The 14,580-nt window shown below is 65.8% G+C and carries 15 protein-coding genes; 11 read left to right on the top strand and 4 right to left on the bottom strand.

Annotated elements, in window-relative coordinates; genetic code table 11:
* Positions 1-110 precede the first annotated feature (110 nt).
* The 3 genes from ACV4UZ_RS01480 to ACV4UZ_RS01470 all read left to right on the top strand — a co-directional run bounded on the left by ACV4UZ_RS01480 (position 111) and on the right by ACV4UZ_RS01470 (position 4,561).
* Positions 111-2,822: a bifunctional acetate--CoA ligase family protein/GNAT family N-acetyltransferase gene (locus ACV4UZ_RS01480; protein ID WP_491599178.1), complete on the top strand. Its 2,712-nt coding sequence runs from the start codon at positions 111-113 to the stop codon at positions 2,820-2,822.
* A gap of 265 nt (positions 2,823-3,087) precedes the next feature.
* Complete coding sequence (locus tag ACV4UZ_RS01475; protein ID WP_491599176.1) at positions 3,088-3,882, top strand: motility protein A; 795 nt, start codon at positions 3,088-3,090, stop codon at positions 3,880-3,882.
* Positions 3,883-3,898: 16 nt separating this feature from the next.
* Positions 3,899-4,561 carry an OmpA/MotB family protein gene (locus ACV4UZ_RS01470; protein WP_491599175.1) on the top strand — a complete coding sequence of 221 codons (663 nt, stop codon included), beginning with the start codon at positions 3,899-3,901 and terminating at the stop codon, positions 4,559-4,561.
* Positions 4,562-4,728: 167 nt separating this feature from the next.
* Here the strand turns inward: ACV4UZ_RS01470 and ACV4UZ_RS01465 are convergent, their stop codons facing one another.
* Both ACV4UZ_RS01465 and ACV4UZ_RS01460 read right to left on the bottom strand, forming a co-directional pair.
* Positions 4,729-4,929: a DUF6898 family protein gene (locus tag ACV4UZ_RS01465; protein ID WP_491599174.1), complete on the bottom strand. Its 201-nt coding sequence runs from the start codon at positions 4,927-4,929 to the stop codon at positions 4,729-4,731.
* A 14-nt stretch (positions 4,930-4,943) separates the two neighbouring features.
* Positions 4,944-6,002, bottom strand: coding sequence for an enoyl-CoA hydratase/isomerase family protein (locus ACV4UZ_RS01460; protein ID WP_491599173.1), 1,059 nt, complete (start codon positions 6,000-6,002; stop codon positions 4,944-4,946).
* 115 nt (positions 6,003-6,117) lie between these two features.
* On the opposite strand from ACV4UZ_RS01460, the gene ACV4UZ_RS01455 reads away from it, so the two are divergent.
* The 5 genes from ACV4UZ_RS01455 to ACV4UZ_RS01435 all read left to right on the top strand — a co-directional run bounded on the left by ACV4UZ_RS01455 (position 6,118) and on the right by ACV4UZ_RS01435 (position 9,203).
* Positions 6,118-6,939, top strand: coding sequence for an enoyl-CoA hydratase/isomerase family protein (locus ACV4UZ_RS01455; RefSeq protein WP_491599177.1), 822 nt, complete (start codon positions 6,118-6,120; stop codon positions 6,937-6,939).
* On the top strand, positions 6,840-7,175 hold the full coding sequence (locus tag ACV4UZ_RS01450) for an enoyl-CoA hydratase/isomerase family protein (RefSeq protein WP_491599531.1): 336 nt from the start codon (positions 6,840-6,842) through the stop codon (positions 7,173-7,175). The genes ACV4UZ_RS01455 and ACV4UZ_RS01450 overlap by 100 nt, the downstream gene beginning before the upstream one ends.
* A 14-nt stretch (positions 7,176-7,189) precedes the next feature.
* Positions 7,190-7,390 (top strand): DUF6898 family protein, encoded by a 201-nt coding sequence (locus ACV4UZ_RS01445; protein ID WP_491599174.1) that lies wholly within the window; start codon positions 7,190-7,192, stop codon positions 7,388-7,390.
* 339 nt (positions 7,391-7,729) lie between these two features.
* Positions 7,730-8,524: a motility protein A gene (locus tag ACV4UZ_RS01440; RefSeq protein ID WP_491599176.1), complete on the top strand. Its 795-nt coding sequence runs from the start codon at positions 7,730-7,732 to the stop codon at positions 8,522-8,524.
* Positions 8,525-8,540: 16 nt separating this feature from the next.
* Positions 8,541-9,203, top strand: coding sequence for an OmpA/MotB family protein (locus ACV4UZ_RS01435; protein ID WP_491599175.1), 663 nt, complete (start codon positions 8,541-8,543; stop codon positions 9,201-9,203).
* Between the two features lie 167 nt (positions 9,204-9,370).
* Here ACV4UZ_RS01435 and ACV4UZ_RS01430 read toward each other — a convergent pair whose 3' ends face one another.
* Together ACV4UZ_RS01430 and ACV4UZ_RS01425 are read right to left on the bottom strand one after the other, a co-directional pair.
* A complete protein-coding gene (locus ACV4UZ_RS01430; protein ID WP_491599174.1) occupies positions 9,371-9,571 on the bottom strand; it encodes a DUF6898 family protein in 201 nt (66 codons plus the stop codon).
* A gap of 14 nt (positions 9,572-9,585) precedes the next feature.
* Positions 9,586-10,644: an enoyl-CoA hydratase/isomerase family protein gene (locus tag ACV4UZ_RS01425; RefSeq protein WP_491599173.1), complete on the bottom strand. Its 1,059-nt coding sequence runs from the start codon at positions 10,642-10,644 to the stop codon at positions 9,586-9,588.
* A gap of 167 nt (positions 10,645-10,811) precedes the next feature.
* Between ACV4UZ_RS01425 and ACV4UZ_RS01420 the strand changes: the two genes are divergently transcribed.
* From ACV4UZ_RS01420 to ACV4UZ_RS01410, 3 genes are all read left to right on the top strand, one after another.
* Positions 10,812-12,104, top strand: coding sequence for an O-acetylhomoserine aminocarboxypropyltransferase/cysteine synthase family protein (locus ACV4UZ_RS01420; RefSeq protein WP_491599172.1), 1,293 nt, complete (start codon positions 10,812-10,814; stop codon positions 12,102-12,104).
* Between the two features lie 10 nt (positions 12,105-12,114).
* A complete protein-coding gene (gene hemB / locus ACV4UZ_RS01415; protein ID WP_491599171.1) occupies positions 12,115-13,176 on the top strand; it encodes a porphobilinogen synthase in 1,062 nt (353 codons plus the stop codon).
* A 612-nt stretch (positions 13,177-13,788) separates the two neighbouring features.
* Positions 13,789-14,580: a formylglycine-generating enzyme family protein gene (locus ACV4UZ_RS01410; RefSeq protein ID WP_491599170.1), complete on the top strand. Its 792-nt coding sequence runs from the start codon at positions 13,789-13,791 to the stop codon at positions 14,578-14,580.

Raw genomic sequence — 14,580 nt, 5'->3', positions numbered from 1 at the left:
ATGGATTTGGGGGACATGCGGGATAGCCCTTACAAGATGTTGCGACGCACCATGGAAGAGGACTAATCTCCGTTTCAACGCCGGATTTTGACCGCCAGCACGGGATTCCCATGAGCACCCGCAATCTAAAGTCCCTGTTTCGCCCGCAATCCATCGCCGTGATCGGCGCCTCGACCAAGCCGAAGAGCATCGGATCGGTGGTGATGCGCAATCTTCTGAAGGGCGAGTTCGCCGGGCCGGTGATGCCGGTGACGCCGGAACACGCCTCGGTGAGCGGTGTCCTGGCCTATCCCGACGTGGCGTGCCTGCCCAAGGCCCCCGATCTGGCGCTGATCTGTACCGCGCCGTCCACCATCCCCGGCATCATCCGCACCCTGGGCGAGCGGGGCACCCGGGCGGCCTGCGTCATGACCGGCGGGCTGCACCTGGAGCAGGATGCCGAAGGGTCCACCATGCTGGAACAGGCCCTGGCGGCGGCCAGGCAATACGGCATGCGGCTGCTGGGTCCCAATTCCATGGGCATCCTGGTGCCGGGAATCGGGCTGAACGCCAGTTCGTCCCACGAAAGCGCCCTGCCCGGCAAGCTGGCCTTCGTCTCCCAGTCGGGAGCCCTGTGCACGGCGGTGCTGGACTGGGCCAGGGCGCGCGAGATCGGCTTTTCCCACTTCATCCATCTGGGCGACACCGAGGGCGTGGATTTCGGCGACGTGCTCGACTACCTGGGCAGCGATCCCGGCACGCGCGCCATCCTGCTCTACATGGAATCCATCCACGAGCGGCGCAACTTCATGTCGGCGGCCCGCGCCGCCGCCCGCAACAAGCCGGTGCTGGCGGTCAAGGCCGGACGCTCCAAGGAAGGCGCCCGCGCCGCCGCCTCCCACACCGGGGCGCTGGCGGGATCGGATCTGGTGTTCGACGCCGCCATGCGCCGGGCCGGCATGCTGCGCGTCCAGGACATCGAGGAAATCTTCGGCGCGGTGGAGACCCTGGCCCGCTCCAAGCCCATGAAGGGCCGCCGCCTGGCCATCCTCACCAATGGCGGCGGCATCGGCGTCATCGCCGCCGACGACCTGGCCGAGATGGGCGGCGAGCTGGCCCAGCTTCCCGACGACGTCATCGACAAGCTGAAGGCGGTGCTGCCCCCCGGCTGGTCCCAGGGCAATCCCGTCGACATCTCGGGCGACGCCGACGGCGAGCGCTACGTCAAGACGCTGAACATCCTGTCGGAAAGCAAGGCGGTGGACGCCGTGCTGGTCATGCATGCCCCCTCGGCGGTGTCCGACCCCACCGACGTGGCCGCCGCCATCATCAAGACCGCCAAGGACCGCCCGCGCGCCAACGTCATGACCTGCTGGGTGGGCAACGAGGCGGTGGCCAGGGGCCGCCACCTGTTCAGCGGCGCCGGCATCCCCACCTACGACACGCCGCGCGCCGCCATCCAGGCGTTCATGCACCTGCTGCAATACCGCAAGAACCAGGAATTGCTGATGGAGGTGCCGGCCTCGGCGCCCACCGACTTCGTCCCCGACACCAAGCGGGCCCGCTTCCTGATCGACGAGGCCCTGGCCAAGGGCGGCGGCACCCTGAACGAGCCCGAGGCCAAGGCGGTGCTGGAGGCCTACGGCATTCCCACCGTGGAGACCCACGTGGCCCGCAGCCCGGCCCTGGCCGGCAAGATCGCCATGGCCATGAAGGAGCCGGTGGCGCTGAAGATCCTGTCGCCGGACATCCTGCACAAATCCGACGTGGGCGGCGTCATGCTCAACCTGCAGGGCGCCTTCGAGGTGGAGAAGGCCGCCCATTCCATGCTGGAGCGGGTCAAGTCGGTCTATCCCGACGCCCGCATCGACGGCTTCACCGTCCAGAGCATGGCCCGGCGCCCCGGCGCCCAGGAACTGATCTGCGGCGTGGCCACCGACCCGGTGTTCGGCCCCGTCGTCATGTTCGGACAGGGTGGCATCGCCGTCGAGGTCATCGCCGACCGCGCCATGGCGCTTCCCCCCCTCAACATGAACCTCGCCGCCGAGCTGATCTCGCGCACCCGCGTGTCGCGGCTGCTGGAAGGCTATCGCGGCCGCCCGCCCGCCAACAAGGAAGCCATCCAGCTGGCCCTGGTCCAGCTCTCCCAACTGGTGGTGGACTTCCCCGAGATCGTCGAGCTGGACATCAATCCGCTGTTCGCCGATTCCCACGGCGTGCTGGCGCTGGACGCCCGCATGGTGGTGGCCCCGGCCAAGGCCGGCACCGACCGCCTGGCCATCCGCCCCTACCCCAAGGAGCTGGAGGAAATCTTCACCATGACCGACGGGCGCAAGACCCTGCTGCGCCCCATCCGGCCCGAGGACGAACCCAACCACCACATCCTGGTGTCCAAGCTGACGCCCGAGGACATCCGCTTCCGCTTCTTCGGGCTGGTCCACGAGCTGCCCCACACCGAAATGGCGCGGCTCACCCAGATCGACTACGACCGCGAGATGGCGTTCATCGGCGAGATCGACAAGCCCGAGGGCGGCAAGGAGACGCTGGGCGTGGTGCGCACCGTCACCGATCCCGACAACGACGCCGCCGAATTCGCCATCGTGGTGCGCTCGGACCTCAAGGGCTCGGGCCTGGGCAAGCGCCTGCTGGTCAAGATGATCGAATACTGCCGCTCGCGCGGTACCCGCGTCATCGTCGGCCAGGTGCTGAAGGACAACCCACGCATGCTGGCCTTCGTCCAGCACCTGGGCTTCCTGCCCACCCGCACCATCGACGGCGACATCGTCGAGGTGGAACTGGAGCTGCAGAAGGAACACGAACTGGGGCCGGACCCCACGGCGTGAGGCGGGCCACCCTTTGCCGGGCCTGGGCGGAGCCCATGCTTTCGGCGGGGGCGGGCGGAAGCCTAACTTGTTGCTCAATAAGGCGACTTGCCGCAAGATGAGGCAATTCTCGAAGCCCAGTTCCGCTGGAAGATCAGGGGCGTGGCGGGCTTGTCGGGTTTCGGGATGTCCTGGTGACCTGCGCGTTCACCAAACATAAAGCACTTGTCCGTCACTCTTTCCCATCGGGAGAGTGCGCTCGCGAGCAATTGGGGATCTTGCCGTCATGTCGTTGCCAACGATCATCGGTTTCACGCTGAGCCTGCTGCTGATCATCGTTTCGATCCTCGAGCTGACGACCAACTTCAAGATCTTCCTGCACCTCTCGGGCCTGCTCATGGTGGTGGGCGGCACCCTGGCCGCCGCCAACGTGGGGTTCGAGGCCCGCTACGTGAAGCAGGCGCTGGGCAACATCAAGGCCATCTTCTTCTCGCCCAAGATGGCGCGCGGCATGCTGACCAACGAGGTGGCCCGCGTCATCCGCTGGGGCTACCTGCTGCAGAAGAGCGGCATCCAGGCCCTGGAATCCGACGTGAAGAGCCTGAAGGGCCAGGACGCCTTCCTGGCCTACGGCGTCGGGCTGGTGGTGTCGGGCTATACCGGCGAGGAAGTGCGCCACATGCTGGACAATCAGGTGGAAACCGCCTTCCAGCGCCACACCGTCTCGGTGGAAATCCTCAAATACATGGCCAGCAACGCCCCGGCCTTCGGCATGATGGCCACCCTGGTCGGCCTGGTGGTCATGCTCGACAACATGGACGACCCGGCCAAGCTGGGCCCCGGCATGGCGGTGGGCCTGCTCGGCACCCTCTACGGCGTGCTGTTCGCCCGTCTGGTCCTGATGCCGGCGGCGGAAAAGGCCCACCAGCGCGAATCCATCATCCGCTTCCGCAACATGCTGGTGGCCGAAGGCCTGGTGATGCTGGCCGAGCGGCGTTCGCCCCGCTTCATCCAGGACGCCATGAACTCCTACCTCGACCCCGCCATCCACTTCGACATCGACAAGGCGCCGAAGAAGTAGCCGGGAGCGCACGGACGTGGCCAAGAGCAAGTTCCACAAGGAAAACAAGGAGGCGGCCGAGGACTGGCTGCTGTCCTATGCCGACATGATCACCCTGCTGATGGCGTTCTTCATCGTGCTGGTGTCCATGTCCACCATCGACAAGAACAAGTACGAGCAGGTGTCCCAGGGCATGGCCAAGGACATCGGCTACCGTGAGGTCACCACGCCGCTGCAGGACATGCGCTCGGAACTGCTGGGCCAGGTGGCCGGAGCCGGCGTCGAGGACACGGTGGACGTGGGCAAGGACGACAAGGGCATCGTGCTGAACCTGGCCAGCGGCACCATGTTCAAGCCCGGCTCGGCCGAGGTGCGGCCCGAGATCATGCCGCTTTTGAAGGAGATCAGCGGCACGCTGAAGCAGGAGCGCTTCAAGAACTACCAGATCGACATCCAGGGCCACACCGACGACACGCCGGTCAAGACCCCGCAATTCCCCAGCAATTGGGACCTGTCGGCGGCCCGGGCGCTTTCCACCCTCAAGGTGATGAGCGAGTTGGGCATTCCCACCGCGCGCATGAAGGTCGCCGCCCTGGCCGATACCGCGCCGCGCGTGCCCAACCGCAGCGACACCGGCAAGGCGTACCCCGAGAACCAGGCCATCAACCGCCGGGTCGAGATTCACATCTTCCCGCGGTAATACCAAGATGCACTGATCGGAACCGATCAGTGCATCGCCCTCAATCGCCGGGCGCCGCCTGTGGCGGCTGGGCTCCCGCCGCATAAGCGGCGCGGCCCTTTGGGCCTATCCAAACCGCGATGAGTCACGCTCATCGCGGTTCGGTATAAGTCACCTATCCGCGGTGATCACTGGCCGCCGCGCTGCTTGGCCAGCACGTATTGCAGCCGCTTCACCGCCAGCAGCTTGAGGTGGGCCTCGCTGGCGCCCCGCGCGCCGACGATGGAAATCTCGGTCAGGGTCGGGACGTGAAAGGCCGTCACCTTGACGGCGTTGCCAAGGCGGATGAACTCGAACAGCACCTCGCCCACGTGGATATCGCCCTGCATTCCCATCCCATTCCTCAGGGCAACGGCAACTCGTCGTCGCCCAGCGGCTGGAAATACGCCGCCACCGCCAGTTCATCCACCTCGGCCAGGCTGGAGGGAGTCCAGGCCGGCCGCCTGTCCTTATCTACGACCAGAGCGCGGATTCCCTCAAGGAAATCCTGCCCCATCAGGAAATGCCAGGCGAGGCGGAACTCCCGCCGGATGGCGTCGTCGAACGCCAGCCCCCTGCCGTCGCGCAATTGGCGGCTGGTCACCGCCAGGCTGAAGGGCGCGCGGCCCGACAGCTCCCAGATGGTGTCCCAGGCCCATTGGCCGCCATCTCTGCGCAGCGCCTCGACGACGTCGGCCAGCCGGCGCGGGGCGAAGCAGCGCTCCAGCACCTCCAGATGACGGAGCAGCGGCCCGTCGCCCGGCGAGCGGTGAAAGCGCCCCAGGGTGGCCGCCACCGCGTCGCCGGGATCGGCCGCATCCGCCGCCGCCGCCAGGGCGGCACGCAAGTCGTCCAGATTCTCCGCCGGCACGAAATGGGTGGCGACGCCAGCCCATAAGGAATCGGCCGGCCCCAGCGGCTTGCCGGTCAAGCCGAGATAGAGGCCCACATGGCCGGGACAGCGGTTTAGGAAATGGGTGGCCCCCACGTCGGGAAAGAAGCCGATGCCGGTCTCGGGCATGGCGAAGCGGGTACGCTCGGTGGCGACACGGAAACCGCCATTGACCGACAGCCCGGCCCCGCCGCCCATGCAGATGCCGTCCAGCAGCGAGACATAGGGCTTGGGGTAGCGCTGAATGCGGCGGTTCAGCCGGTATTCGGTGCGAAAGACGTCGCGGTTGAAGGCATGGTCGCCGCGCCTTGCCGCATCCCAGACCATGCGGATGTCGCCGCCGGCGCAAAAGGCCCGCTCGCCTTCGCCCTCGATCAGCACGACCGTTACCTCGGGATCGTCTTCCCAGTCGCTCAGGGTTCGCGTGATGTCGTGGTATTGCGCCGCCGCCAAGGCGTTCAGCACCTTGGGCCGGTTGAGCAGAATCCGCCCCAGCCGCCCGTCGCGGCCGATCACAGTCTCGTCCTTCATCGCCGCCCCTTTTAATCTATCAAATAAGTAGATTTATAATTGACAGCACGCAGAATCTAGATCTGCGTGCTGTCAATTATAAATCTACTTATTTGATAGATTAAAAGGGGCGGCGATGAAGGACGAGACTGTGATCGGCCGCGACGGGCGCGCTGGGCGGATTCTGCTCAACCGGCCCAAGGTGCTGAACGCCTTGGCGGCGGCGCAATACCACGACATCACGCGAACCCTGAGCGACTGGGAAGACGATCCCGAGGTAACGGTCGTGCTGATCGAGGGCGAAGGCGAGCGGGCCTTTTGCGCCGGCGGCGACATCCGCATGGTCTGGGATGCGGCAAGGCGCGGCGACCATGCCTTCAACCGCGACGTCTTTCGCACCGAATACCGGCTGAACCGCCGCATTCAGCGCTACCCCAAGCCCTATGTCTCGCTGCTGGACGGCATCTGCATGGGCGGCGGGGCCGGGCTGTCGGTCAATGGCGGTTTCCGTGTCGCCACCGAGCGTACCCGCTTCGCCATGCCCGAGACCGGCATCGGCTTCTTTCCCGACGTGGGGGCCACCCATTTCCTAAACCGCTGTCCCGGCCATGTGGGCCTCTATCTCGGCTTGACCGGCAAGCCGCTGGGGCCGGCCGATTCCTTATGGGCTGGCGTCGCCACCCATTTCGTGCCGGCGGAGAATCTGGACGACTTGCGTGCCGCCCTGGCGGCGGCGGCGGATGCGGCCGATCCCGGCGACGCGGTGGCGGCCACCCTGGGCGCTTTCACCGCTCGCCGGGCGACGGGCCGCTGCTCCGTCATCTGGAGGTGCTGGAGCGCTGCTTCGCCCCGCGCCGGCTGGCCGACGTCGTCGAGGCGCTGCGCAGAGATGGCGGCCAATGGGCCTGGGACACCATCTGGGAGCTGTCGGGCCGCGCGCCCTTCAGCCTGGCGGTGACCAGCCGCCAATTGCGCGACGGCAGGGGGCTGGCGTTCGACGACGCCATCCGGCGGGAGTTCCGCCTCGCCTGGCATTTCCTGATGGGGCAGGATTTCCTTGAGGGAATCCGCGCTCTGGTCGTAGATAAGGACAGGCGGCCGGCCTGGACTCCCTCCAGCCTGGCCGAGGTGGATGAACTGGCGGTGGCGGCGTATTTCCAGCCGCTGGGCGACGACGAGTTGCCGTTGCCCTGAGGAATGGGATGGGAATGCAGGGCGATATCCACGTGGGCGAGGTGCTGTTCGAGTTCATCCGCCTTGGCAACGCCGTCAAGGTGACGGCCTTTCACGTCCCGACCCTGACCGAGATTTCCATCGTCGGCGCGCGGGGCGCCAGCGAGGCCCACCTCAAGCTGCTGGCGGTGAAGCGGCTGCAATACGTGCTGGCCAAGCAGCGCGGCGGCCAGTGATCACCGCGGATAGGTGACTTATACCGAACCGCGATGAGCGTGACTCATCGCGGTTTGGATAGGCCCGAAGGGCCGCGCCGCTTATGCGGCGGGAGCCCAGCCGCCACAGGCGGCGCCCGGCGATTGAGGGCGATGCACTGATCGGTTCCGATCAGTGCATCTTGGTATTACCGCGGGAAGATGTGAATCTCGACCCGGCGGTTGATGGCAGGGGCGTGGCGGGCTTGTCGGGTTTCGGGATGTCCTGGTGACCTGCGCGTTCACCAAACATAAAGCACTTGTCCGTCACTCTTTCCCATCGGGAGAGTGCGCTCGCGAGCAATTGGGGATCTTGCCGTCATGTCGTTGCCAACGATCATCGGTTTCACGCTGAGCCTGCTGCTGATCATCGTTTCGATCCTCGAGCTGACGACCAACTTCAAGATCTTCCTGCACCTCTCGGGCCTGCTCATGGTGGTGGGCGGCACCCTGGCCGCCGCCAACGTGGGGTTCGAGGCCCGCTACGTGAAGCAGGCGCTGGGCAACATCAAGGCCATCTTCTTCTCGCCCAAGATGGCGCGCGGCATGCTGACCAACGAGGTGGCCCGCGTCATCCGCTGGGGCTACCTGCTGCAGAAGAGCGGCATCCAGGCCCTGGAATCCGACGTGAAGAGCCTGAAGGGCCAGGACGCCTTCCTGGCCTACGGCGTCGGGCTGGTGGTGTCGGGCTATACCGGCGAGGAAGTGCGCCACATGCTGGACAATCAGGTGGAAACCGCCTTCCAGCGCCACACCGTCTCGGTGGAAATCCTCAAATACATGGCCAGCAACGCCCCGGCCTTCGGCATGATGGCCACCCTGGTCGGCCTGGTGGTCATGCTCGACAACATGGACGACCCGGCCAAGCTGGGCCCCGGCATGGCGGTGGGCCTGCTCGGCACCCTCTACGGCGTGCTGTTCGCCCGTCTGGTCCTGATGCCGGCGGCGGAAAAGGCCCACCAGCGCGAATCCATCATCCGCTTCCGCAACATGCTGGTGGCCGAAGGCCTGGTGATGCTGGCCGAGCGGCGTTCGCCCCGCTTCATCCAGGACGCCATGAACTCCTACCTCGACCCCGCCATCCACTTCGACATCGACAAGGCGCCGAAGAAGTAGCCGGGAGCGCACGGACGTGGCCAAGAGCAAGTTCCACAAGGAAAACAAGGAGGCGGCCGAGGACTGGCTGCTGTCCTATGCCGACATGATCACCCTGCTGATGGCGTTCTTCATCGTGCTGGTGTCCATGTCCACCATCGACAAGAACAAGTACGAGCAGGTGTCCCAGGGCATGGCCAAGGACATCGGCTACCGTGAGGTCACCACGCCGCTGCAGGACATGCGCTCGGAACTGCTGGGCCAGGTGGCCGGAGCCGGCGTCGAGGACACGGTGGACGTGGGCAAGGACGACAAGGGCATCGTGCTGAACCTGGCCAGCGGCACCATGTTCAAGCCCGGCTCGGCCGAGGTGCGGCCCGAGATCATGCCGCTTTTGAAGGAGATCAGCGGCACGCTGAAGCAGGAGCGCTTCAAGAACTACCAGATCGACATCCAGGGCCACACCGACGACACGCCGGTCAAGACCCCGCAATTCCCCAGCAATTGGGACCTGTCGGCGGCCCGGGCGCTTTCCACCCTCAAGGTGATGAGCGAGTTGGGCATTCCCACCGCGCGCATGAAGGTCGCCGCCCTGGCCGATACCGCGCCGCGCGTGCCCAACCGCAGCGACACCGGCAAGGCGTACCCCGAGAACCAGGCCATCAACCGCCGGGTCGAGATTCACATCTTCCCGCGGTAATACCAAGATGCACTGATCGGAACCGATCAGTGCATCGCCCTCAATCGCCGGGCGCCGCCTGTGGCGGCTGGGCTCCCGCCGCATAAGCGGCGCGGCCCTTTGGGCCTATCCAAACCGCGATGAGTCACGCTCATCGCGGTTCGGTATAAGTCACCTATCCGCGGTGATCACTGGCCGCCGCGCTGCTTGGCCAGCACGTATTGCAGCCGCTTCACCGCCAGCAGCTTGAGGTGGGCCTCGCTGGCGCCCCGCGCGCCGACGATGGAAATCTCGGTCAGGGTCGGGACGTGAAAGGCCGTCACCTTGACGGCGTTGCCAAGGCGGATGAACTCGAACAGCACCTCGCCCACGTGGATATCGCCCTGCATTCCCATCCCATTCCTCAGGGCAACGGCAACTCGTCGTCGCCCAGCGGCTGGAAATACGCCGCCACCGCCAGTTCATCCACCTCGGCCAGGCTGGAGGGAGTCCAGGCCGGCCGCCTGTCCTTATCTACGACCAGAGCGCGGATTCCCTCAAGGAAATCCTGCCCCATCAGGAAATGCCAGGCGAGGCGGAACTCCCGCCGGATGGCGTCGTCGAACGCCAGCCCCCTGCCGTCGCGCAATTGGCGGCTGGTCACCGCCAGGCTGAAGGGCGCGCGGCCCGACAGCTCCCAGATGGTGTCCCAGGCCCATTGGCCGCCATCTCTGCGCAGCGCCTCGACGACGTCGGCCAGCCGGCGCGGGGCGAAGCAGCGCTCCAGCACCTCCAGATGACGGAGCAGCGGCCCGTCGCCCGGCGAGCGGTGAAAGCGCCCCAGGGTGGCCGCCACCGCGTCGCCGGGATCGGCCGCATCCGCCGCCGCCGCCAGGGCGGCACGCAAGTCGTCCAGATTCTCCGCCGGCACGAAATGGGTGGCGACGCCAGCCCATAAGGAATCGGCCGGCCCCAGCGGCTTGCCGGTCAAGCCGAGATAGAGGCCCACATGGCCGGGACAGCGGTTTAGGAAATGGGTGGCCCCCACGTCGGGAAAGAAGCCGATGCCGGTCTCGGGCATGGCGAAGCGGGTACGCTCGGTGGCGACACGGAAACCGCCATTGACCGACAGCCCGGCCCCGCCGCCCATGCAGATGCCGTCCAGCAGCGAGACATAGGGCTTGGGGTAGCGCTGAATGCGGCGGTTCAGCCGGTATTCGGTGCGAAAGACGTCGCGGTTGAAGGCATGGTCGCCGCGCCTTGCCGCATCCCAGACCATGCGGATGTCGCCGCCGGCGCAAAAGGCCCGCTCGCCTTCGCCCTCGATCAGCACGACCGTTACCTCGGGATCGTCTTCCCAGTCGCTCAGGGTTCGCGTGATGTCGTGGTATTGCGCCGCCGCCAAGGCGTTCAGCACCTTGGGCCGGTTGAGCAGAATCCGCCCCAGCCGCCCGTCGCGGCCGATCACAGTCTCGTCCTTCATCGCCGCCCCTTTTAATCTATCAAATAAGTAGATTTATAATTGACAGCACGCAGAATCTGCGTGAAATTTTTTCCATTGCCAAACAGGCATTCGTTGCCGACCCTTGCGCGGTCGAATCTCATGCCACCTCCGCCCCGGCGGCCAACAACCACAGGAATGCGACGCCCATGACCGTCACCAGCAGCAATCCCGAGACGATCGTTCTCCATGCCGGCTATCGCGCCGATCCCGCCACCGGTGCCGTCGCGGTTCCCATCTATCAGACCACCTCGTACCAGTTCCGCGACACGGAGCACGCCGGCAACCTGTTCGCGCTGAAGGAACTGGGCAACATCTATACCCGCATCATGAACCCGACCACCGACGTGCTGGAACAGCGCCTGGCCGCCCTGGAAGGCGGCGTCGCGGCGCTGGCGCTGTCGTCGGGCCAGGCGGCCTCCACCTTCGCCATTCTGAACCTCGCCCAGGCCGGTGACAACTTCGTCACCTCCACCGACCTGTACGGCGGGACCTGGAACCTGTTCGCCAACACCTTCAAGCAGCTGGGCATCGAGGCCCGCTTCGTCGATCCCGCCGATCCGGAAGCCTTCGTGCGTGCCACCGACGACAAGACCCGGGCCTGGTACGCCGAGACCCTGCCCAACCCCAAGCTGCAGGTGTTCCCCATCGCCGAAGTGGCCAAACTGGCCAATCAGGTGGGGGTGCCGCTGATCGTCGACAACACCGCCGCGCCGGTGATCGCCAAGCCGCTGAGCCTGGGCGCCCACATCGTGGTCTATTCCACCACCAAGTATATCGGCGGCCACGGCACCTCCATCGGCGGCGCCATCGTCGATGGCGGCACCTTCGACTGGGAGAAGCACGCCAAGCGCTTCCCGCTGCTCAACGAGCCCGACCCCAGCTATCACGGCGCCGTGTGGACCCAGGCGGTGAAGCCGCTGGGCCCCATCGCCTACATCATCCGCGCCCGCGTCACCCTGCTGCGCGACATCGGCGCCGCCATCAGCCCCTTCAACGCCTTCCAGGCGCTGCAGGGCCTGGAAACCCTGCCGCTGCGCATGCGCGAGCATTGCCGCAACGCCAACGCGGTGGCCGAGTTCCTGGCCGGCCATCACAAGGTGGCCCATGTCATCCATCCGTCGCGGCAGGACGGCGAGTACCGCCGCCGTGCCGACACGGTCCTGAAGGGTGGCTATGGCGCCCTGCTGGGCTTCGAGCTGAAGGGCGGGGCCGAGGCCGGACGTCGCTTCATCGACGCCCTGAAGCTGCTCTACCACGTGGCCAATATCGGCGACGCCCGCTCCTTGGCCATTCATCCGGCCAGCACCACCCATTCCCAGCTGTCGGCCGACGACCAACTGGCGTCTGGCGTGACGCCGGGCTATGTGCGGCTGTCCATCGGCATCGAGCACATCGACGACATCCTGGCCGATCTGAAGCAGGCTCTGGACGCCGCCTGATCGGGGTGCCATGAATGGAGGGGCCGGCCCTTTGGGCCGGCCCCTTGCCGTTTGGAGACTTGCCGTGCCGTCCTTCCTGCCCCATGCCCAATTCCCGTTCACCCGCATGCGCCGCAACCGCCGTGACGACTGGTCCCGCCGGCTGGTGTCGGAGACCAGATTGTCGGTCGATGATCTGATCTGGCCGCTGTTCGTGGTGGAAGGGACCGGCGTGCGCCAGCAAGTGGCCTCCATGCCGGGGGTCGAGCGCCTGTCCATCGATCTTCTGGTCGAGGAAGCGCGCCGCGCCGCCGATCTCGGCATTCCCGCCATCGCCGTGTTCCCCTCGGTGGACGCCAGCCTGAAGACCCCCGACGCCGCGGAAGCCGTCAACCCCGACAATCTGGTCTGCCGGGCGGTGCGCGCCGTCAAGAAGGCGACGCCGAAGATGGGCGTCATCTGCGACGTGGCGCTGGACCCCTACAACAGCGACGGTCATGACGGTCTGGTGGTGGACGGCTACGTGCAGAACGATTCCACCGTCGAGGTGCTGTGCCGCCAGGCGGTGGTGCAGGCCGAGGCCGGCTGCGACGTCAACGCGCCGTCGGACATGATGGACGGCCGTATCGGGGCGATCCGCGAGGCACTGGACGATGCGGGCTGCGACCACGTGCGCCTGCTGTCCTACGCCGCCAAGTACGCCTCGGCCTTCTATGGCCCGTTCCGCGACGCGGTGGGCTCGAAATCGGCGCTGAAGGGCGGCGACAAGAAGACCTACCAGATGGACCCCGCCAATACCGACGAGGCGCTGCGCGAGGTGGCGCTGGACCTGTCGGAAGGCGCCGACATGGTGATGGTCAAGCCCGGCCTGCCCTATCTCGACATCGTCCGCCGCGTCAAGGACGCCTTCGCCGTCCCCACCCTCGCCTATCAGGTGTCGGGCGAATACGCCATGATGAAGGCCGCCGCCCAGAACGGCTGGCTGGACTGGGACAAGGTCATGCTGGAAAGCCTGATGGCCTTCCGCCGCGCCGGGGCCGACGCCATCCTCACCTACACCGCCCCCGAAGCCGCCCGCCTGCTGGCCAAGTAGACTTCCCTGTCATCCTGAGGCGCAGCCCACGGCTGCCCGGTTCAATTGCCTGGGTGCTGGCGGACGGGTTTTTTCACCACCAAGACACCAAGGACACCAAGAGGACATTCCAGGTGCGTCGTGCCCGGACTTGTTCCGGGCATCCACGCCCATCCGCCGGGACTATTGTTTCATGAGGCATTCCAGCGGATCCGCGTGGATGGCCGGGACGATGCCCGGCCATGACGGTGAGGTCGGGCGGGGCGATCCGCTCTGTCCTCTTGGTGTCCTTGGTGTCCTTGGTGTCTTGGTGGTTGAAGAGGCTTTTCCGTATCCCCATTCCGGTGGAGCCATCTCAAACCAAGCCTGGGCAAGGCAAGAGACCAGTGCTGGCCGAAGTAAACCCGGACACCCGTGGGCGCAGCCGAAGGATCTTTCACGAACCGGACATCTCGGCTGAAAGATCCTTCACTTCGTTCAGGATGACAATCTTCGACCGCAAACAACATAAAATTATAGTAGTTAACCAAAGTCAATAACCATACGCAGATTGATGTCGTATTATCAGAAAGCAACACCACATCAAGATGTGTTGAACATCTGAGTTTCCAGACAGCGGGAAGGATCGAGACGATGACCAAGCTCTCCACCACCGGCCTCGTCCTGCTGGCGCTGGCCGTGGCGGCGCCCACCGCCTCCGCCCAGTCGCCCGCGCCGGGCAAGAGCTTCAAGGATTGCGCCTTCTGCCCCGAGATGGTGGTGATTCCCTCCGGTTCGGTGACCGCCGGCAATCCCAAGGATTACGAGGACCCGGAACCCGACGCCCCCAAGCGTCCGACCATCACCATCGCCAAGCCCTACGCCATCGGCAAGTACGAGGTGACCCAGGCCGAATGGGAAGCGGTGATGGGCACCAATCCCAGCGCCAACAAGGGGCCCACCAATCCGGTCGAGCACGTGGACTGGAAGATCATCCAGGAGTTCATCGCCAAGCTGAACGCCAAGTCCGGCCACACCTACCGCCTGCCCACCGAACAGGAATGGGAATACGCCGCCCGCGCCGGTTCGTCGGCCACCTATTCCCATGGCGAGGATGTGAAGAGTCTGGGCGAATATGCCTGGTACACCGCCAATTCCGGCAACGTCACCCACCCGGTGGGCAAACTGAAGCCCAACGCCTTCGGCCTTTACGACATGCAGGGCAACGTCTGGGAATGGACGGCCGACTGCTACATGGAGAAGTTCATCGCCGGGCTGAAGGACCAGAAATTCTCCAAGGACTGGGAGACCGGCTGCTACCGCGTGACGCGCGGCGGCTCGGCGCTGAACCTGCCCATCGCGGTGACCAACTGGCACCGCGCCTCGCTGAAGCAGCCGCTGCACAACGCCAATCTCGGCTTCCGGCTGGCCAAGACCCTGCCGTAG

Source organism: Paramagnetospirillum sp., from assembly GCF_058402745.1.
The sequence above is the reverse complement of the archived record's forward strand: the minus strand, read 5'-3'. Positions and strand labels throughout refer to the sequence as shown.